This is a genomic window from Kribbella sp. CA-247076, from assembly GCF_050942445.1.
Taxonomy (GTDB): domain Bacteria; phylum Actinomycetota; class Actinomycetes; order Propionibacteriales; family Kribbellaceae; genus Kribbella.
Window position 1 is genome coordinate 1,860,631 of the sequence record NZ_CP192051.1, and the last position, 17,456, is coordinate 1,878,086.

Sequence of the window (17,456 nt, forward strand, 5' to 3'; positions counted from 1 at the left end):
AACGCAACGTAGCTTTCAGGAATTCATGAACGAAGGGAGCCGTCCATGGTGCTGGCGGTCGACGGCCTGCGGATGCGCTACGGCTCGACGCAGGTCCTGCACGACGTCTCGTTCGAGGCCCGGCGCGGCGAGGTGCTCGCCCTGCTCGGCCCGAACGGCGCGGGCAAGAGCACGACCATCGAGATCCTCGAAGGATTCCGGCTGCGGTCGGGCGGTCACGCCGAGGTGCTCGGCGTCGATCCGGCGGACGGCGACGAGCGGTGGCGGTCGCGGCTCGGCATCGTGCTGCAGTCGTGGCGCGACCACGGCAACTGGCGGGTCCGTGAGCTGCTCCACCACCTCGGGTCGTACTACGCGCCGTACTCCACCGGCACGATCGAGCGGCCCTGGGACACCTCCGACCTGCTGGCCGCGGTCGGCCTCACCGCGCACGCGGACCAGAAGCTCAGGACCCTGTCCGGTGGTCAGCGGCGCCGGCTCGACGTCGCGATCGGGATCGTCGGCCGGCCCGAGGTGCTGTTCCTCGACGAGCCGACCACCGGCTTCGATCCGCAGGCGCGGTCGGAGTTCCACGACCTGGTCGCCCGGCTGGCGGCCGAGGACGAGACCACGATCCTGCTGACCACCCACGACCTGGACGAGGCGAGCAAGCTCGCCGATCGCATCCTGATCCTCACCGATGGCCGGATCGTCGCCGCCGGTTCACCGGCCGAGCTGACCCGGTTGATCGCGGCGGCGGACGAGGTGCGCTGGAGCGTCGACGGTCGGCACTTCCAGGTGTCGACGGCAGACGCGACCGAGTTCGTCCGCGGCCTGTTCACGCAGTACGGCGACGCCGTCCGCGAGCTCGAAGTACGCCGTGCCTCCCTCGAGGACACCTATCTCGCGCTGGTGCGCGGAGAGGAGCCGGCGCGATGAGATCCGCCGCCGTCCGGGCCGGCTGGAGCCGCGGCCTGATCGAGTTGCGCCAGTCCTTCACCAACGGGCCGGAGCTGTTCAGCCACTTCCTCTGGCCGATGCTCATGCTGGTCGCGCTGTTCTTCCTGCGGGACCGGGACTTCGGCTCGACCGGCTTCCTGCTCGGTGCGCTCGCGTTGCCCAGCATCCTCGGGATGAACGCGGCGATGGGCATGGTCAGCATGAGCCAGCAACTCACCGCCGACCGCGAGGACGGCACGTTGCTCAGGGCCAAGGCGACCCCGAACGGGATGGTGGGCTACCTGGTCGGCAAGGTCGTCTCGGTGGCCGGCGGCCTGCTCGCCGACCTGGCGATCCTGCTGATCCCGGGTCTACTCATCGTGGACGGGCTCGCTCTCGGCTCGGCCGGCGGGTGGCTGACGTTGCTGTGGGTGCTGCTCCTCGGAGTCGTCGCGACGCTGCCACTCGGCGCGGTCCTGGGTTCGGTCTTCACCACCGCCCGCGCCCAGGGGCTCATCCAGTTGCCGGTGCTCGGCCTGATCGCGATCTCCGGCATCTTCTACCCGATCACCGCGCTGCCGGACTGGCTGGCGTGGATCGGCCAGGTCGGCCCGATCTACTGGATGGGTCTCGGCATGCGTTCGGCCCTGCTGCCGGACAGCGCGGTCGTGGTCGAGGTCGGTGAGTCCTGGCGGCACCTGGAGACGGCCGCTGTCCTCGGGGCCTGGGCGGTGATCGGGCTGGCGGTCGCTCCCGTCGTACTCCGCCGGATGGCCCGGCGCGAATCCGGCTCCAAGGTCGCCGAACGCCGCGACCGCGCCCTCCGGCGGATCGCCTGACGGGTGCCGGTGGACCTCGCGCCGGGCTCGCTGGTCCGAAACTGAACGCTCCGGGGCACTTAATCGTTAGAAACGGGTGAAGATTCGCCTCGGGGAGGGATACAAGCTTCAGCAGTCGCTGCTAGCCGCGTTAGATTTGATCAAATCCTACGGGCTACCAAGGAGCGTGAGATGCGAGGTCTGACCAGGCGGGTGTGGTCGGTCCTTGCGGGATGCCCGGCGGAGTCTTCGGCACAGCGAGACGGGCAGTGCTGAGCAAGGTTCTCGGCGCGGTGGGTGTGGTCCTGCTGATCGCCGGGGTGGTGTTCGCCATCCGTCCGGTCTCCGTCGAGGGCCGCGACTGCGGGTCGCTGTTCCAGCCGGACAAGGGCATCACGCCGATGCAGTGCGACCCGCGCCTGGACACCCGCGGCAACGTGGTCGTCGTCCTCGGCATTGGTGGGGTCGCGCTGATGCTGTCCGGTTTCGCGGTCGCCGCCGTCCGCGACCGCCGTTCCCGCGTCAGCTCCTGAGACCGGTTCGGGAGACGCACCCTAGTCGGCCCGCACGATCGTGCCCAGGACCTCGTTGAACGCCTCGGTCGAGGACGGGTGCGTGTAGATCGAGTCCCGCAGCTCGGTCGCGGTGATCCGGTGCCGCATCGCCAGCGCCACCGTGTTGATCAGCTCCTGCGCGTCGACACTCAGCAGGGTCGCGCCGAGGATCTCGTCGGTGTCGGCGTCGATCACGAACTTCATCACCCCCCGCGTCTCCTCGACGATGTACGCGCGCGGCATCGCCACGATGTCGGCGACGTTCTCCCTCCCGATCCGGACCCGGTACCCGGCGGCCCGGGCCTCCCGCTCGGTCAGCCCGACGGTCGCCAGCGGCGGTGACATGAACAAGGTCCGCGGTACGGCGATCCGGTCCGCGGTGGACCGCTTCCCGGTGCCGAGCAACTGGTCGAGCACGATCCGGCTGTCGTCGAGCGAGATGTAGGTGAACTGCGGCCCGCCGTTGACGTCGCCGAGCGCGAAGATGTGTGGCTGACTGGTGCGCAGGTACTCGTCCACCTCGACGGCGCCACGGTCGGTCGTGCGCACGCCGGCCCGGTCGAGGCCGAGTCCGGCGGTCACCGGAGTACGACCGGTGGCGGCCAGGATCGCGTCGACCGTGAGGGTGTGCTCGCGGCCGTTCCGTTCGTAGACGACCGTGTCCTCGTCGCGGATCGCAACGACCTCGGCCCCGGCGACGAGCTCGATGCCGTCGTCGGCCAGGGTCCCGGCCGCGACCGCCGCGACGTCGTCGTCCTCCCGGCCCAGGATCCGCGGCGACGACTCGAGCACGGTCACCTGGGCGCCGAAGCGCCGGTAGATCGAGGCGAACTCGATCCCGAGGTACCCGCCGCCGATGACGGCCAGCCGGCCAGGCAGGTCGGTGGTGCGGATGAGGTCGACATTCGTCACCGTGCGCGGGCTCTCCCGCAGTCCGGGGATGTCCGGGATCACCGGCTCGGACCCGGTGTTGATCAGGAAGGTCTCGGCGGTCACGACCAGGTCAGTGCCCACGGCAACCGTGTGGGCATCGGTGAACCGGGCCTCGCCGGTGATCACGGTGATCGTGTCCGCGCCGTTCAGCGCCTCGTAGTTGCCGGCCCGGAAGGTCGACGTCAGCGCCTGCACCTCACCGACCGCGTGCTCGAACCACTCCTGCGGCGAGTCGTCCGGCCGCCGCTTGCCGGAGTGGTGCACCAGCGCCTTGGTCGGGACACAGCCGACGTTCGGGCAGGTGCCGCCGTACATCTGGTCGGAGCGTTCGATCAGGATCACGCGCTTGCCCGCGCGGCCGAGTGCCGCCGCACTCACCTTGCCGCCCTTCCCGAACCCGATCACGACCACGTCCGCCTGCAGGGTTGAAGTCATGGGGTTGAGTCTGCGGACTAGGCTTGAGACGTACCAGCTGCTCTCGACTCAATTTTCTGCGCGGACGTCTCATGGACACGATTACTCGGCTGACCGAGCTGGCCCGGCTGCGGGCGATCGTCGACAAGCGTTGCCTGCTCGCCGGCGCGACCAGGATGGACGTCGCCGCCGCGGACGGCGCCGACCAGGCAGCGTTCCACGTCGTACTCGACGGGGCCTGCACCCTCGAACTCCCCGGCCGGACCATCGGACTGAAGGCAGGCGACGCGGTCCTGCTGACCGGCAGCCCCGCGCACACGATCCGTACGGCGGGCGGCGGTCCCACCAGGTCGTCGGTCGAGACGCCCGGCGAGCCGTTCGACACGATCCGCAGTCCGTCCGGCGAAACGGTCGCCGACATCTTCTGCGGCCGGTACACCGTGGACTCGCGGGCCGGTCTCCTGCTGCTCCGCAGCCTGCCGGATCCGCTGGTGGTCACCTTCGACGCCGGCGACGACTCGGTTCGGACCCTGACCGAACTGATGCGCGCGGAGGCGCGATCCGTCGGTCCCGGGACGGCGGCCGTCCTCAACGCCCTGAGTGCCGCGTTGTTCGCGATGATGTTGCGCCGGTCACCGAGCGACCTGACCGGCAACACCCTCTGGACCGCGGTCGGCGACCCCCGGATCGCGGCCGCCGTCGACGCCGTACTGCGGGATCCCGGGGCGGACTGGCCGGTCGAGCGGCTGGCCGAGGTCGCGGCGATGTCCCGGGCGACGTTCGTCCGGCACTTCGGCCGGCACACCGGGTCGACGGTCGCCGCCTTCGTCACGATGGTCCGGATGATGGTCGCGGCCGACCTGCTCACGGCTGGCCACGCGACCGTCGCGGCCGTCGCCGGGCGGGTCGGGTACCACTCGGAATCGGCGTTCGCCAAGGCCTTCCGGGAGGCGACCGGACAGACCCCGGGCCGCTTCCGGCGACATTCGTTCTGACCGGGTTGACCTTGACATCGTGTCAACCAGGAAGGTGGAGGCATGTTCACCATCGGGGACTTCGCGGCATTCGGGCAGGTCTCGCCCCGGATGCTCCGGCACTACGACGCGACCGGGTTGCTCCGGCCGGCGGTCGTCGACCAGGCGACCGGGTACCGCTACTACTCGGCGGACCAGCTGAGCCGGCTCAACCGGATCATCGCGCTCAAGGATCTCGGCTTCAGCCTTCAGCAGGTGCACGAGATCGTCGATGCCAAGCTGTCCGCGGAGGAACTGCGCGGCATGCTCCGGCTTCGGCGGGCGCAGCTCGAGGACGAGCTGACCCGCGGCGCGTCCCGGTTGGTCAGTGTCGAGGCGAGGCTCCGCCTGATCGAGAAGGAAGGTCACATGCCCACCGACGACATCGTCCTGAAACACATCGCCCCGGTCCGGGTGGCCGAGCTCTCCGCGCTCTGCAAGAGCTACGAGGGTGAGGACATCGGCCCGGTCCTCCAGCCGCTGTTCGGCCAGCTGATGGAGCGCCTCGGCGCGGCCGGCGTGACGCCGGCCGGTGCGCCGGTCGCCTACTACGAGGACGCCGAGAACGACCAGATCCGCGTCCACGCCGCCGCTCCCGTCGACGCCGGCCCGATCGCCGGCGTCGACGTGCAGGAGCTCCCCGGGATCCCGCAGGCCGCGACCATCGTGCACGCCGGCGACATGTACGACGCCGACCGCAGCATGCAGACGCTGGCCCGCTGGATCGAGGACAACGGGTACCGCAGCCAGGGCTACGCCCGTGAGGTCACGCTGCAGTTCGACCCCGAGAATCCGGCCAACTGGGTCCACGAGTTCCAGATCCCGGTCACACGTTAGGGCCTTGTCTGACGGTCCAACGCCTACTGCGCGGCGCTCGGCACGGCACCTCGCCGCACTGGAGCAAAGGCCACGATGGAAACCACATCGAGGCCTTCACTCCAGCACGCCGAGCTACCGCACCGAGCACCTGCTCGCTACGGCGCTGGACCGTCAGACAAGACCCAGACTGACGGTAGCGAACGAGTGCGGCGGAAGCGTGACCCGCAGACCCCGCGGGTCCGCTTCCAGCCCGGTCAGCGGCACCGGTGCCACCGCGGTGTCCGTGGTCGTGTTGTAGGACTGCGGTTTCGATGCCGTCAGCAACCGTCCGGCCGGGTTCCGGAGCTCCGCGCCGCGCAGGTCGAGGACGACGTCGGCCGGCGCGACCGGGTCCAGGTTGCTGACCGAGATCAGCGCCGTACCGTCCTTGACGCTGGCCGACGCGGACAGCAGCTCCATGCTGCGGCCGTCCAGCTCGTACGGCGCCGGCCGGTCGACCAGGTGGACCGGGACCGACGTCGCGTCGTGGTGCCCCTTGTTCATCTCGAACACGTGGTACGTCGGCGTGAGCACGAGACCACCGTCGTCGTCGGTGAGCAGCATCGCCTGCAGCACGTTGACGGTCTGGGCGATGTTCGCCATCACCAGCCGCTCCGCGTGCCGGTGGAAGATGTCGAAGTGCAGGCTCGCGACCAGGGCATCCCGCATCGCGTTCTGCTGGAACAGGAAGCCCGGGTTCGTGCCCGGCTCGACGTCCCACCAGGTGCCCCACTCGTCGAGCACCAGGCCGACCGTGCGCTCCGGGTCGTACGCGTCCATCACCGCGGAGTGCCCGCGGATGACCCGGTCGACGTCCTGCGCCTTGATGATGGTCCGGTAGTAGTCGTCCAGGTCGAACTCGGTCGCCCGGCCCTTGTTCTCCCAGGTCCCGGCGACGGTGTAGTAGTGGAACGAGATCGCCTGGAAGATGTTCTTCGGGTCGCGACCGCAGCCGAGACAGCTGATCGCCTTCATCAGTGCCTCGGTCCAGTTCAGGTCGTCGTCCGCGGCGCCGGCCGCGATCCGGTACAGCGTGTTGTCGCTGTGGTTCTTGAGGAAGGTGGCGTACCGGCGGGCCAGGTCGGCGTACGCCTCGGCCCGCAGGTTGCCGCCGCAGCCCCAGGCCTCGTTGCCGATGCCCCAGAACGGCACCTTCCACGGCTCGTCCCGGCCGTTCGCCCGGCGCTGGCGGACCATGGGGCTGTCACCCGCGCGGGTCAGGTACTCGACCCACTCGCTCATCTCCTGGACGGTCCCGCTGCCGACGTTGCCGTTGACGTACGGGTCGGCGCCGAGCAGCTCGCACAGCGCCATGAACTCGTGGGTGCCGAAGTGGTTGTTCTCCTCGACGTCGCCCCAGTGGGTGTTGATCATCGACGGCCGCTGGTCCTTCGGGCCGATCCCGTCCTTCCAGTGGTACTCGTCCGCGAAGCAGCCGCCCGGCCAGCGCAGGTTCGGGATGTTCAGCGCCCGCAGCGCCTCGACCACGTCGAGCCGGATCCCGCCCTCGTTCGGGAGGTCCGAGTCCTCGCCCACGTAGAAGCCGCCGTAGATGCACCGCCCGAGGTGCTCGGCGAAATGGCCGTACAGGTGCCGGCTGATGGTCGGGCCGGGCACGTCCAGATCGATCACGACCCGCGATGCGTTCGACAACTGGTTCTCCTTGGGTGCTTGATGGTTCAGATGGACCGGGTCGGTGTGCAGGGGCGAGGGGCGAGCATCACGACTTCACGCTTCCCGCCAGCAGACCGTCGACGATGTGGCGCTGGGTCAGGATGAAGAACACCACCATCGGGATCAGCACGAGCACGCTCATGGTCATGAACCCGGGCCAGTCGGTCGAGAACTCACCGACGGATCGGTAGACCTGCAGCACCAGCGTGGACTTCTCCGGCGAGCTGAGGAACACGCTCGGGGTGATGAAGTCGTTCCAGATCCACATCGTCTGGAACACGCCGACCGTGGCCAGGATCGGCCGGATCAGCGGCAGCACGATCCGCCAGTAGATCTGGAACGGCCCGGCGCCGTCGATCCGGGCCGCCTCGATGATCTCGAACGGCAGCCGGCTGATGTACCCCTGGATCAGGAAGTAGCAGAAGATCGCGCCGCCGGTGTAGATGATCACCAGCCCACGCAGGGTGTCGACCAGCTCCACGTCGACCAGCATCCGGTACAGCGGGATCAGCGTCGACTGCCCAGGCACGATGAACCCGAGCAGCAGCAGCGCACCGAAGAACCGGTTGAACCGGCTGGCCCGCATCGCCATCGCGTACGCCGCCGTCGAGCCGATGAACAGCATCACCACGATCGAGGCGACCGTGACCAGCAGCGTGTTCAGGAAACTCCGCCCGAGCGGCACGGTCTCGAAGATGTGCCGGTAGTTGTCCAGGAACAGCTGACTCGGCAGCCCCAGCGGCGACCGGGCCATCTCCTCCTGCGACTTCAGCGTGTTGACGACGATGTAGTACAGCGGGACGCCGACCACACCGGCCAGCGCGATCATCACCACACTGGTGATCGGTGACCGTCGTTGTTTCACAACACCCTCCGTTCGATCCGGCGGGAGACCCACAGCTGGGCGACGGCGACCAGGCCGACCGCGATCGTGAACAGCACCGCGAGCGCCGACGCCAGCCCGTACCGACCCTGGGCGACCCCGCTGGTGATGATCGACTGCGTGATCGTGTACGTCGCGTAACCCGGGCCGCCCTTGGTCAGGGTGAACGGCAGGTCGTAGACCTTCAGGCCACCGGTCATCAGCAGGAAGTTGCTGATGACGATGGCCGGCGTGAGCAGCGGCAGCGTGAGGTGGAAGAACTGCTGCCGCGCGGACGCGCCGTCGATCGTGGCGACCTCGTAGTAGTCGGCCGGAATCGACTGCAGGTAGGCGAGGTAGAGCACCGCGTGCCAGCCGGCGCCGCCCCAGACCGCGACCACGATCACCGAGATCCGGGCCAGTGTCGCGTCCGACAGGAACGGGTACGGACCGGCGTCGAAGAGACTGCCGAGCAGCGAGTTCAGCACACCGGAGCCCAGCGGGGACAGGATGTAGCCCCAGACCAGGCCGAGGATCGCGATACTCGGGATGGCCGGGAAGAAGAACACCGACCGGACGAAGTTCCGGGCGAAGAACTTCCGGTTGAGCACGACGGCCAGCGGGATCGCGACCACGGTGATGAGCACCGCCGTACCGATCGTGAAGGCCAGCGTGAAGCCGAGACCCGCCAGCATGGACGGATCGGTCAGCACCTTGCCGTAGTTCGAGAGCCCGACGAACTTCACGTCGGCCGAGTAGCCGGTGAAGTCGGTGAAGCTCCAGTAGAACGTCTGCGTCAGCGGCACGACCAGGAGGACGACGAAGACCAGCGCGACCGGGACCAGGAACAGCTGGTTCGCCGTCGTCTCGCGGGCCCGGCCCCAGCCGCGCTGCGGTGGCCGGGCAGCCCCGCCCGGGACCTCCGTGGAGGCTCCGGGCGGAGCGATCACGCCAGCGGTCACGACGTACTCGCGAGCTTGGTGTCGAGGGCGTTCGCAACCTGCTCGGGGGTCGCCTTGCCCTGCACGAGGAGCTGCAGTTGCGCGGTCGCCTCGACGTTGAGGATGTCCTCGGCCCGCTTCCAGGCGATCTGCGGCAGGTACACGTTGCCGGCCCGGACGTCCTTGACGATCGGGGTCAGCGCCGGGTCGAGCTTCGGCTCGAAGTCGGTGGTCACGGTGATCGCGCCGGTCGCCTTCTGGTACAGCGCCATCGCCTCGGTCGAGTTCAGGAAGGTGAGGAACTTCTCCGCCGCCTCCGGGTTCTTCGCCTTGGTGTTGATCGCGTACCCGGGGCTGGCCGCACCGGCCAGGTACGGCTTGCCGCCGCTGATCCCGGGGATCGGTGCCATCTCGATTTTCAGCTTCGGCGCGGCCTCGCGGACGCCGGGCACGTCCCACGGGCCGGCCACCATCATCGCGGTCTTGCCGGTGGCGAACTCGGTGCGGACCTGGTCGCCGGTCAGGCCGACGACACCGCGGGTCACCAGGCCCTCGGTCCACAGCCGGGACCACTGCGTCAGCGGCTCGACCCAGTAGTCCTTGAACTTCGCCGACCCGTCGAAGATCTTGGTGTCCATCGTGCCGCCGTCGGCCGCGTTCCGTGCGCCCAGGAAGGCGGCCAGCGGCGTCGACATCGCCTGCACGGACTCCAGGTACGGCGTGATCCCGGCCGACTTCAGCTTGTGGCACAGGGCAAGGAACTCGTCCCAGGTCTGCGGGATCGTGGTCGCGCCGGCCTTGGCCAGCAGGTCCTTGTTGTAGAGGATCCCGGCGCCCCAGGACGCGACCGACATGCCGTAGACCGCGCCGTCCGGGCCGGAGTACGTCGCCTGGTTGAACTCCGGCACGTTCTTCAGGAACGGCTTGTCCTTCAGGTCGACGACGTGCTTGCCGTTGATCAGGTTGGTCTTGTTCTCGGCCGCGACGACGAACACGTCGGCCGCCGTACCGGCGAGGATCCGGGACTGCAGGGTGGAGATGTACTCCGCGACCGGCGGCGCGGTGGAGAACTCGACCTTCAGCCCGGGGTTCTGCTCCTCGAACTTCGCGATCACCGGTTTCATCGTTTCTTCGCCGTCCCAGGAGAAGAACGTCAGCTTCTTGTCCTCGTCGCCACCGGTGCCCGGCGTACCGCCACAGGCGGCCAGCGGGAGGGCGAGTGCGAGGGCCGCGAGTGCGGCCAGTGTGCGGCGCTGTCTCATCGCATCTCCAGAAGGTGTTTAAGGTTGGGGCCATGAAGCGAGCGACCACCGTGGTGACGATGGCCGACGTGGCGCGGTCCGCGGGGGTGTCCACGATGACCGTCTCGAACGTCATCAACGGCCGGCCGCGCGTCGGCGCGGCGACCAGGGAACGGGTGCTGGCGACGATCAACGAGCTCGGGTACCAGGTCAACCTGGCCGCCCGGCACCTGCGCGCCGGCCGGACCGGGGTGGTCGGGCTCGCGGTCCCGGAGCTCGAGCGCCCGTACTTCGCCCAGCTGGCCGGCCGGCTCGCCGACCGGTTCGAGGCGCACGGGCTGCGGATCGTGATGGAGCGCACCGGCGCCAGCCGCGAGGGGGAGCTGGACGCGGTCGCCTTCTCCCGGCTGCGGATGTACGACGGCCTGATCCTCAGCGTGGTCGACATCGACCCGGCCGAGCTGACCCAGCTGCGCACCGACGCGCCGGTGGTGATGATCGGCGAGCGGGCGCTGCCGTCCCGCTTCGACCACGTGATGATGGACAACGTCGACGGCGCCCGGCAGGCGACCGCCCACCTGCTCGCCACCGGCGCCCGTCGGGTCGCGATGCTCGGCGGCAACCCCGACTGGACGGCGAACATGCCGGCGTTGCGGGCCGAGGGCTACACGCTCGCGCACACCGACGCCGGCGTACCGGTCGACCCGGAGCTGACCGTCCGCTGCCGGTTCACCCTGCAGGAGGGGTACGACGCGATCCGGTCGCTGCTCGACCGGGCGATCGCCTTCGACGCCGTGTTCGCGCTGACCGACGTCCTGGCCATGGGGGCGCTGCGGGCGCTGGCCGACGCTGGGCTGCGAGTGCCGGACGACGTCCAGGTGGTCGGCTTCGACGACATCGACGAGGCGCCGTTCCTGGTCCCGGCGCTGTCCAGCGTCAACCCCGGGCACGAGGAGATGGCCGACCGGATCACGGCGCTGCTGGTCGCCCAGATCACCGGCGGGCCGACCGGCGACCCGCAGGAGGTGATCGTGCCGGCCGAACTGGTGCGGCGCGGCACGACCAGAGCGGCCGGCTGACCGCGCGGTGGACCTCATCTGGACTCCCGGAGGTGGGGGTGTTGTCCAGAGGTATATCGATAAACCTGACCAGTCGGCAAGAGGTCAGGCTGTCCGGATCCGGCCAGGATGAGATCGTCCGGACATGGGTCAGCCCGGCGCCGCCGCCGGTGGGGCGAGGACGCCGGGCTGGTTCGTGGTGGTGTCAGCCGGTCGGCTAGGACCCGGTGTGTCAGCTCGTCGGCTGGGACCGCTTGCGGCGGCCCTTGCCCTGCAGGGTCGGTACGTCGCCCGGCTCCTCGTGGACCGTCCACTGGGTGTCGACGTTCTTCACGCCGGGGATTCGCTTGACCGCGTGCTTGGCCATCTTCTCCTCGTCGGCCAGCACGTCCCCGACCAACGTCACCGAGCCGCCGTCCACCCGTACCTGCAGCGCGTGCGGATGGCTCACGCACCGGCCGAGCTCGGCCCGGACCCGGTCGTGCAGGACGGCGTCGTCCGCCGTCCGCCCGGTGAACCGGTAACGGGCGGCCATCGCCATCCCGCGCCCGCGGTTCGTCAGGTCGCGGGACACACCGGTCAGGCCGTCCATCCCGTGCGCGGCCCGGGCGGACTTGTCCCGGATCTTGGCGCGCCGGGCACGGCCGCGCTCCGGGTCCAGCAGGTATTCGGTCACCATCCCGGCGCAGAGCCCCGCCACGGTCAGGCCGGCGGACTTGAGGAACGGATGCCCGCGATCCTTCACCGCGATGCCACGGCGCCGTGTCGTCCGATCGACGATCAGTCGCATCGTGTCTCACCCTCTCGATGGTTGCTCACCCAACGGGTACCCATCGGCGCGCAGGGGATTCGTCAGCGTCCGAGCAGCCCGGCGATCTCGGCCATCTGGTCGTCCCGCAGCGGCCCGAACTCGATCGCCCGCGCGTTCTCCTCGGCCTGGGCGACCGTGCGGAAGCCCGGGATCGGAACGGTCCGCGGGCTCCGCGCCCACAGCCAGGCGAGCGCGCCCTGCGCGAGCGTCCGGCCGTCGCTCTCCAGGACGTCGCGGATCGCGGACACCTTCTCCCACCACTCCGGAGTGGGTACGCCGCCCTTGCCGAAGTACCGCAGCCACGACGGCGGCAACGTCCGGATGTCGGCGCCGGTGGCGGGCCGGTTCGCGTCCCGGCGGCCCAGCAGACCCATCCCCAGCGGCGTGCGGTTGATGCTGGCCAGGTCGGCGCGTTCGCAGAGCGCGAAGAACTCGGGCGCGTCGTGCAGGACGCTCGCCTCGTGCTGCACGGCCGAGCAGTGCTTGCCCTCAGCAAAGAACTCCGCGCTGGCCAGCGTGTCGGTGCTCCAGGCGTAACTGCGGATCAGGCCTTCCTTCACGAGGGCCTCACAGGCCTCGCGCAACGGCAGTGCGACCTCGTTGCTGGTGTCGAAGTGCAGTTGGTACAGGTCGAGGTAGTCGGTCCCGAGCCGCTCGAGCGACGCCTGGACCGCCGTACGCACGTAGTCGGCCGAGCTGTCCTGGTGGTGCATGACCCTGGTCGACTCGTCGAATGTGTTGCCCCACTTGGTCGCGATGACCACGTGGTCCCGCAGGCCCTCGAGTGCCTTGCCCAGCACGCGTTCGCTGTGGCCGGCGCCGTACACGTCGGCGGTGTCGAAGAACGTCACGCCCAGCTCGACGGCCCGGCGAATCGCCCGGATCGACTCGTCGTCGTCCACCTCACCCCAGCCCAGCGGCTCCCCGCTGGTGTTGGTGAACGGCCCACCGATCGCCCAGCAGCCGAACCCCACCGGGCTGACCTCGATCCCTACTCGTCCCAGTGCACGCTTGTCCATGCTGTCAACCCAACCAGTACGCCGGTCGTGCGTCCAATGCATCTTTCCCACTAGTTCGATGCATGCAGGACATCAACCGATACCGGTGACTGATCCCCGCTCGTCGGTCGTGTAGAGACCCTTGGACAGGTCGAGGACCACCAACGGATTGCCGAACGGGTCCTCGACCACGGCGCAGCGGCCGACCGGGAGGTCGAACGGCGCCGTCACCAGCCGGCCGCCGCGGTCGACGATCTGCTCGGCAGCGGCGTCGGCCGAGCTCACCAGCCAGCTCGGTGCGTAATCCAGCGCGGTCGCCAGGACGATCTCGGCGTCGCTGTCCGGCAGCCGCAGCCCGGCCTGCCCGATCTCGTCGTTCCGCCACACCAGTTCGTGTCCGAGGGCATCGCGATAGAACGCCAGCCCACTGTCCAGGTCCGGCACCCGTACCGTCACCGCGTCGACCGCCCGAAGAAGTCCACTCATGCCCTCAGCATGCCGGTTCAGCGGTCGGTCGCGCGGGCCGCGAGTGCGTGGTTCATCGCGACGAACTGCGGTTCGATGGTCTTCCGGAGCATCGAGCGGGTGAACGGGACGGCCGCGCCGCGGAAGGTCTCTTCATGGATCAGGCGGGTGCTCCCGTCCGGGAGCGCCTCGAGCCGGAAGGAGTGCTCGCCGTCGAAGACCGCGCCCGGCGGCACCTTCCCGATCCAGCGAAGCTCCTTGTTCGGCTCGACCACGAGGAGCTCGGGCGAGAACGTGGTCTCCTTGCCCTTGGTGTCGCGCAGCACGTTGGTGATCGTGCCGCCGGACGTCAGCTCGCCGGTCGAGGAGATGATGAACGGGTTCCACTCCGGATAGGCGGCCCGGTCCGCGAGGACCTTCCACACCTGCTCGGGGGAGGCGTCCATGACGAGCTCCGTGTGCAGGACGAACGGCCGGAGGACCGTGTAGACGACGTATCCGGCGACGAGGACGACAACGGTGCCGACGGCAACCAGTACTTTCATGACTGCTCCAGAGATGGTCCGAGGGTGCTGAGCACCAGCTCCCTCGCGTAGGCGGAAGTGATCGGCTCGCCGGTGACGAGGAGCCGGTAGTACAACGGCCCGACGAGCTGGTCGACCAGCACGACGGGGGAGGCGTGCGTGGGCACGAGTCCACGCTTCTGGGCCTGGGCGACGACCGCGGTCACGGCCGCGTGCCGCTCGCTCCACAGCGCGCGTACGCTCTCGCCGACCCGCGGTTCGCGGGCCGCGGCCGCCATCAGGTCGGCCACGAGTGTCGTCGGTACGGCGGTCAGCGCCGAGGCGACCGCGGTGACCAGGTCGGTGAGGTCTTGGCGCGGATCGCCGGACGGCTCGAAGGGCACGCTCGCGCGCAGCTCGGTGATCATCGCGATCACCAACTCCGCCTTGCTCGGCCACCGCCGGTAGATCGTCGTCTTCGCCACGCCGGCCCGGTCCGCGACCCGGTCGACCGACATCCCGTCGTACCCCCGCAGCCGCATCTCGGCCACCGCAGCCTCGAGCACCCGACCCTCCACGCCCGAATCCCGAGGCCGTCCCCGCTCTGCCATCGCATCCTCTTTTCGCTACCTCCGTATCGAAACTCAGCTTACGCAACTGCGGTAGCGAAATCAACGACTGGTGGTCCGAACCAACAGGACTTATATAAGTGCTGTTATGATGGCGCCATGGACGATCCGACCGAGCAGAGTCAGTGGCGGGCGTTGCATCAGTTGCTGGCGCGGATGGACGGTGAGATCGCGCAGATCTACACCGAGCGGCAGGTCACGGGGCTGAAGCCGAGCTTCGTGCTGGAGTTGCTGCGGCTGCACGCCAAGGGCCCGATGACGATCACGGAGCTGGCCGAGTCGGTCGGCCGTACGCATTCGGCGCTCAGCCAGAAGGTGTCGGCAATGCGTACTGCCGGCCTGGTCCGGACCGCGCCGGGAACGGATGCCCGGAGCAAGAAGGTGGCCCTGACGGCCAAGGCCGAGGGCATCGTCGAGCTGCTGGCCGCCGAGTGGCGCGCGACCGAGGCGGCGATCACCGAGCTCGAGGCCGAGCTGCCGTACCCGATGACCAAGATCGTCCGGGACGTCGAGGAGGCGCTGGCCCGGAAGAGCTTTCACGACCGCATCGCCGAGAAGCTCGAGCACCGGCAGCCGTGAAGGCCCGGCACGCGCTGATCGATCTGGAGCCGTTACGCGCCTCGCCGGTGTTCCGGCGGCTGTGGATCGGGCAGCTGCTGTCGACGTTCGGTGGGCAGCTGGCGTTCGTCGCGGTCATGTTCCAGGTGTGGGACCAGACCTCCAGTGCCGCCTGGACCGGAGCCGTCGGGCTGTCGCAGGCGTTGCCGCTGATCCTGCTCGGACTGTTCGCCGGTGCGGCGGTCGACCGCTTCGAGCGGCGGCGGTTCTACCTGATCACGGTCAGCGGCCAGATCGTCGTGTCCGCGCTGATGGCGGCCCAGTTGGTGATCGGGCCGGTGCCGGTCGGCGTACTGCTCGGACTCGTCGCGGCTCAGGCGGCCTTCGGTGCCGCGGGTGGTCCGGTGGCGCGGACCGTGCTTCCCCAGTTGCTGCCTCGGGAGCTGCTCGCCGCCGGTATCGCGCTCAACCGGATCCGCTTGCAGGGCGGGATGCTGATCGGTCCGGCCCTCGGTGGGCTGATCGCGAGCGCCTGGGGCGTCGGCGTCTGCTACCTGATCGACTGCCTCAGTTTCCTGGCCGCCCTGTACGGCGTACTCGGTCTGCCGGCGATGCACGTCCAGGCCGTCGCCCGGCCCGGGCTGCGCGGGATCCGGGACGGCTTGGCGTTCCTGGTGTCGACGCCGGTGATCCGGGGCGCGTTGATCACCGATCTCGCGGCGACCGTCCTGGCGATGCCGGTCAGTTTGTTCCCGGTCATCAACGCCGAGCGGTTCGGCAACGATCCGCGGACGCTGGGGTTGTTCCTGAGTGCGATCGCCGTCGGTGGCGTGGCGGCGTCCGTGCTGTCCGGGACCTTCACGCGGTTGCCGCGACCGGGGGTGGTAATGCTGGGTGGGGCGATCGGCTGGGGGATCGCGCTTGCGTTGTTCGCGTTCTCGCCGACGCCCTGGTTTGGGTTCGCCTTCCTCGCTGTCGCCGGTGCCGCGGACACGGTGTCGGTCGTCTCCCGGAGCACGATCGTCCAGTTGCACACGCCGAACGAGCTACTCGGGCGGGTGACCGCGGCCGAACAGATCGTCGGTCAGGCAGGCCCTGACCTGGGCAATCTCCGCGGCGGCCTGGTCGCCCAAGCCTTCTCGCCACTGATCGCGCTGACCAGCGGAGCTCTGCTGTGCATCGCCGCGGTGGCCGCCGTCGGCGCGACCACGCCAGGTCTCCGCTCAGCGGTCACTCGCGACCGCAGCGTCGCCTGAGCTCAGGGCGACCGTGCGGAAGCCGGCGTTGCCCATCGACGACTCCGGGGTGTTCGAGGAGCGGGCGGCGTTGCGGTAGCGGTTGCAGTACGAGTCGTGGCACAGGTACGAGCCGCCGCGCATCACCCGGGCCGCGCCCAGGGACGGGCCGTGCGGATCCTCGTCGGGCGAGAACTTGTAGTACCGCGGGCCGAACCAGTCCGCGCACCACTCCCAGACGTTGCCGACGGTCTGCCACAGTCCGTAGCCGTTGGGCTCGAAGGTCCGCACCGGCGCGGTCGTCAGGTAGCCGTCGTCCAGGTCGTTGCGCTCCGGGAACACGCCCTGCCAGATGTTGCACCGCCACTCACCGTCGTCGCCGAGCAGTTCGTCGCCCCACGGGTACCGCGCGCCCTCTGTGCCTCCCCGGGACGCGTACTCCCACTCGGCCTCGGTCGGCAGCCTCCGCCCGGCCCACGAGCAGTAGGCGACCGCGTCGTTCCAGCTGATGTGGACGACGGGATGGTCGGCGAGCCCGTCGAGATCGGACCGTCCGCCACCGGGGTGCCGCCAGTCCGCACGTCGTACGCCGATCCACCACGGCGTCCCGGATGCCGGGCCCATCAGGTCCTTCGGGTCGGCCTGCACCGCGAGGTGGAACACCGCGGAGAAGCCGTAGATCTCCGCCTCGGTCCGGTACCCGGTGTCCTCGACGAACCGCTCGAAGTCGGCGTTCGTGACCGAGGTGGCGTCGATGCTCAGCGGCCCGACCCGGACCTGGTGGATCGGCACCTCGCCGTCACCGGCGTTGCCGTCTCCGTAGCCGTCGCCCATCGCGAACACGCCGCCGTCCAGCCGGATCTGCTCGATCCCGTGCACGCCGACCGCGGGCACCGGCGCGGGCGGCGGGGTGGACCCGATGTCCATCACCGGCCGCGAGGGCGCGCAACAGGACGGCAGTTCCTCACTCATG

The 17,456-nt window shown here is 69.4% G+C and carries 19 protein-coding genes; 8 read left to right on the top strand and 11 right to left on the bottom strand.

Features of this window, described 5'->3' with window-relative positions; genetic code table 11:
- Window positions 1-45 precede the first annotated feature (45 nt).
- From ACQPYZ_RS08990 to ACQPYZ_RS09000, 3 genes are all read left to right on the top strand, one after another.
- Window positions 46-918, top strand: coding sequence for an ABC transporter ATP-binding protein (locus tag ACQPYZ_RS08990; RefSeq protein WP_433166973.1), 873 nt, complete (start codon window positions 46-48; stop codon window positions 916-918).
- Window positions 915-1,757 (top strand): ABC transporter permease, encoded by an 843-nt coding sequence (locus tag ACQPYZ_RS08995; RefSeq protein ID WP_433166974.1) that lies wholly within the window; start codon window positions 915-917, stop codon window positions 1,755-1,757. The genes ACQPYZ_RS08990 and ACQPYZ_RS08995 overlap by 4 nt, the downstream gene beginning before the upstream one ends.
- A 248-nt stretch (window positions 1,758-2,005) precedes the next feature.
- Window positions 2,006-2,269 (top strand): hypothetical protein, encoded by a 264-nt coding sequence (locus ACQPYZ_RS09000; RefSeq protein ID WP_433166975.1) that lies wholly within the window; start codon window positions 2,006-2,008, stop codon window positions 2,267-2,269.
- Window positions 2,270-2,290: 21 nt separating this feature from the next.
- Here the strand turns inward: ACQPYZ_RS09000 and ACQPYZ_RS09005 are convergent, their stop codons facing one another.
- Window positions 2,291-3,658 carry an FAD-dependent oxidoreductase gene (locus tag ACQPYZ_RS09005; protein ID WP_433166976.1) on the bottom strand — a complete coding sequence of 456 codons (1,368 nt, stop codon included), beginning with the start codon at window positions 3,656-3,658 and terminating at the stop codon, window positions 2,291-2,293.
- A 71-nt stretch (window positions 3,659-3,729) separates the two neighbouring features.
- Between ACQPYZ_RS09005 and ACQPYZ_RS09010 the strand changes: the two genes are divergently transcribed.
- On the top strand, window positions 3,730-4,632 hold the full coding sequence (locus tag ACQPYZ_RS09010) for a cupin domain-containing protein (RefSeq protein WP_433166977.1): 903 nt from the start codon (window positions 3,730-3,732) through the stop codon (window positions 4,630-4,632).
- A gap of 42 nt (window positions 4,633-4,674) precedes the next feature.
- Window positions 4,675-5,487 (top strand): MerR family transcriptional regulator, encoded by an 813-nt coding sequence (locus tag ACQPYZ_RS09015; protein ID WP_433166978.1) that lies wholly within the window; start codon window positions 4,675-4,677, stop codon window positions 5,485-5,487.
- 153 nt (window positions 5,488-5,640) lie between these two features.
- On the opposite strand, the gene ACQPYZ_RS09020 is transcribed toward ACQPYZ_RS09015, so the two are convergent.
- From ACQPYZ_RS09020 to ACQPYZ_RS09035, 4 genes are all read right to left on the bottom strand, one after another.
- Entirely contained in the window at window positions 5,641-7,161 is a 1,521-nt protein-coding gene (locus ACQPYZ_RS09020) for an alpha-N-arabinofuranosidase (protein ID WP_433166979.1), read from the bottom strand.
- Window positions 7,162-7,228: 67 nt separating this feature from the next.
- The gene (locus tag ACQPYZ_RS09025) at window positions 7,229-8,047 is read right to left on the bottom strand and encodes a carbohydrate ABC transporter permease (protein WP_433166980.1); all 819 of its coding nucleotides are present in this window, start codon (window positions 8,045-8,047) and stop codon (window positions 7,229-7,231) included.
- Window positions 8,044-9,006 (bottom strand): carbohydrate ABC transporter permease, encoded by a 963-nt coding sequence (locus ACQPYZ_RS09030; protein ID WP_433166981.1) that lies wholly within the window; start codon window positions 9,004-9,006, stop codon window positions 8,044-8,046. The genes ACQPYZ_RS09025 and ACQPYZ_RS09030 overlap by 4 nt, the downstream gene beginning before the upstream one ends.
- On the bottom strand, window positions 9,003-10,247 hold the full coding sequence (locus ACQPYZ_RS09035; RefSeq protein ID WP_433166982.1) for an ABC transporter substrate-binding protein: 1,245 nt from the start codon (window positions 10,245-10,247) through the stop codon (window positions 9,003-9,005). The genes ACQPYZ_RS09030 and ACQPYZ_RS09035 overlap by 4 nt, the downstream gene beginning before the upstream one ends.
- A gap of 32 nt (window positions 10,248-10,279) precedes the next feature.
- Between ACQPYZ_RS09035 and ACQPYZ_RS09040 the strand changes: the two genes are divergently transcribed.
- Window positions 10,280-11,305 carry a LacI family DNA-binding transcriptional regulator gene (locus ACQPYZ_RS09040; protein WP_433166983.1) on the top strand — a complete coding sequence of 342 codons (1,026 nt, stop codon included), beginning with the start codon at window positions 10,280-10,282 and terminating at the stop codon, window positions 11,303-11,305.
- A 211-nt stretch (window positions 11,306-11,516) separates the two neighbouring features.
- Here the strand turns inward: ACQPYZ_RS09040 and ACQPYZ_RS09045 are convergent, their stop codons facing one another.
- From ACQPYZ_RS09045 to ACQPYZ_RS09065, 5 genes are all read right to left on the bottom strand, one after another.
- Window positions 11,517-12,074 (bottom strand): BON domain-containing protein, encoded by a 558-nt coding sequence (locus ACQPYZ_RS09045; protein WP_433166984.1) that lies wholly within the window; start codon window positions 12,072-12,074, stop codon window positions 11,517-11,519.
- Window positions 12,075-12,136: 62 nt separating this feature from the next.
- Window positions 12,137-13,114, bottom strand: a complete 978-nt coding sequence (locus ACQPYZ_RS09050; RefSeq protein WP_433166985.1) for an aldo/keto reductase — start codon at window positions 13,112-13,114, stop codon at window positions 12,137-12,139.
- Window positions 13,115-13,186: 72 nt separating this feature from the next.
- A complete protein-coding gene (locus ACQPYZ_RS09055; protein WP_433166986.1) occupies window positions 13,187-13,579 on the bottom strand; it encodes a VOC family protein in 393 nt (130 codons plus the stop codon).
- 17 nt (window positions 13,580-13,596) lie between these two features.
- Window positions 13,597-14,103, bottom strand: a complete 507-nt coding sequence (locus ACQPYZ_RS09060) for an SRPBCC family protein (RefSeq protein ID WP_433166987.1) — start codon at window positions 14,101-14,103, stop codon at window positions 13,597-13,599.
- Window positions 14,100-14,639 carry a TetR/AcrR family transcriptional regulator gene (locus ACQPYZ_RS09065; RefSeq protein ID WP_433166988.1) on the bottom strand — a complete coding sequence of 180 codons (540 nt, stop codon included), beginning with the start codon at window positions 14,637-14,639 and terminating at the stop codon, window positions 14,100-14,102. Before ACQPYZ_RS09065 ends, ACQPYZ_RS09060 begins: the two co-directional genes overlap by 4 nt.
- 150 nt (window positions 14,640-14,789) lie before the next feature.
- Between ACQPYZ_RS09065 and ACQPYZ_RS09070 the strand changes: the two genes are divergently transcribed.
- Complete coding sequence (locus tag ACQPYZ_RS09070; protein ID WP_433166989.1) at window positions 14,790-15,269, top strand: MarR family winged helix-turn-helix transcriptional regulator; 480 nt, start codon at window positions 14,790-14,792, stop codon at window positions 15,267-15,269.
- Window positions 15,266-16,504 carry an MFS transporter gene (locus tag ACQPYZ_RS09075; protein ID WP_433166990.1) on the top strand — a complete coding sequence of 413 codons (1,239 nt, stop codon included), beginning with the start codon at window positions 15,266-15,268 and terminating at the stop codon, window positions 16,502-16,504. The genes ACQPYZ_RS09070 and ACQPYZ_RS09075 overlap by 4 nt, the downstream gene beginning before the upstream one ends.
- Here ACQPYZ_RS09075 and ACQPYZ_RS09080 read toward each other — a convergent pair.
- Window positions 16,472-17,455 carry a formylglycine-generating enzyme family protein gene (locus ACQPYZ_RS09080; RefSeq protein ID WP_433166991.1) on the bottom strand — a complete coding sequence of 328 codons (984 nt, stop codon included), beginning with the start codon at window positions 17,453-17,455 and terminating at the stop codon, window positions 16,472-16,474. The two genes, ACQPYZ_RS09075 and ACQPYZ_RS09080, sit on opposite strands and share 33 nt — an antisense overlap.
- Between the last annotated feature and the right edge of the window lies 1 nt (window position 17,456).

What these genes read in the sequence shown, in the direction of transcription:
- ACQPYZ_RS08990 (WP_433166973.1), top strand. Translation starts at nt 46, where the DNA reads ATGGTGCTGGCGGTCGACGGCCTGCGGATGCGCTACGGCTCGACGCAG.
- ACQPYZ_RS08995 (WP_433166974.1), top strand. Translation starts at nt 915, where the DNA reads ATGAGATCCGCCGCCGTCCGGGCCGGCTGGAGCCGCGGCCTGATCGAG.
- ACQPYZ_RS09005 (WP_433166976.1), bottom strand. Translation starts at nt 3,658, where the DNA reads ATGACTTCAACCCTGCAGGCGGACGTGGTCGTGATCGGGTTCGGGAAG.
- ACQPYZ_RS09010 (WP_433166977.1), top strand. Translation starts at nt 3,730, where the DNA reads ATGGACACGATTACTCGGCTGACCGAGCTGGCCCGGCTGCGGGCGATC.
- ACQPYZ_RS09015 (WP_433166978.1), top strand. Translation starts at nt 4,675, where the DNA reads ATGTTCACCATCGGGGACTTCGCGGCATTCGGGCAGGTCTCGCCCCGG.
- ACQPYZ_RS09035 (WP_433166982.1), bottom strand. Translation starts at nt 10,247, where the DNA reads ATGAGACAGCGCCGCACACTGGCCGCACTCGCGGCCCTCGCACTCGCC.
- ACQPYZ_RS09040 (WP_433166983.1), top strand. Translation starts at nt 10,280, where the DNA reads ATGAAGCGAGCGACCACCGTGGTGACGATGGCCGACGTGGCGCGGTCC.
- ACQPYZ_RS09045 (WP_433166984.1), bottom strand. Translation starts at nt 12,074, where the DNA reads ATGCGACTGATCGTCGATCGGACGACACGGCGCCGTGGCATCGCGGTG.
- ACQPYZ_RS09050 (WP_433166985.1), bottom strand. Translation starts at nt 13,114, where the DNA reads ATGGACAAGCGTGCACTGGGACGAGTAGGGATCGAGGTCAGCCCGGTG.
- ACQPYZ_RS09055 (WP_433166986.1), bottom strand. Translation starts at nt 13,579, where the DNA reads ATGAGTGGACTTCTTCGGGCGGTCGACGCGGTGACGGTACGGGTGCCG.
- ACQPYZ_RS09060 (WP_433166987.1), bottom strand. Translation starts at nt 14,103, where the DNA reads ATGAAAGTACTGGTTGCCGTCGGCACCGTTGTCGTCCTCGTCGCCGGA.
- ACQPYZ_RS09070 (WP_433166989.1), top strand. Translation starts at nt 14,790, where the DNA reads ATGGACGATCCGACCGAGCAGAGTCAGTGGCGGGCGTTGCATCAGTTG.
- ACQPYZ_RS09080 (WP_433166991.1), bottom strand. Translation starts at nt 17,455, where the DNA reads ATGAGTGAGGAACTGCCGTCCTGTTGCGCGCCCTCGCGGCCGGTGATG.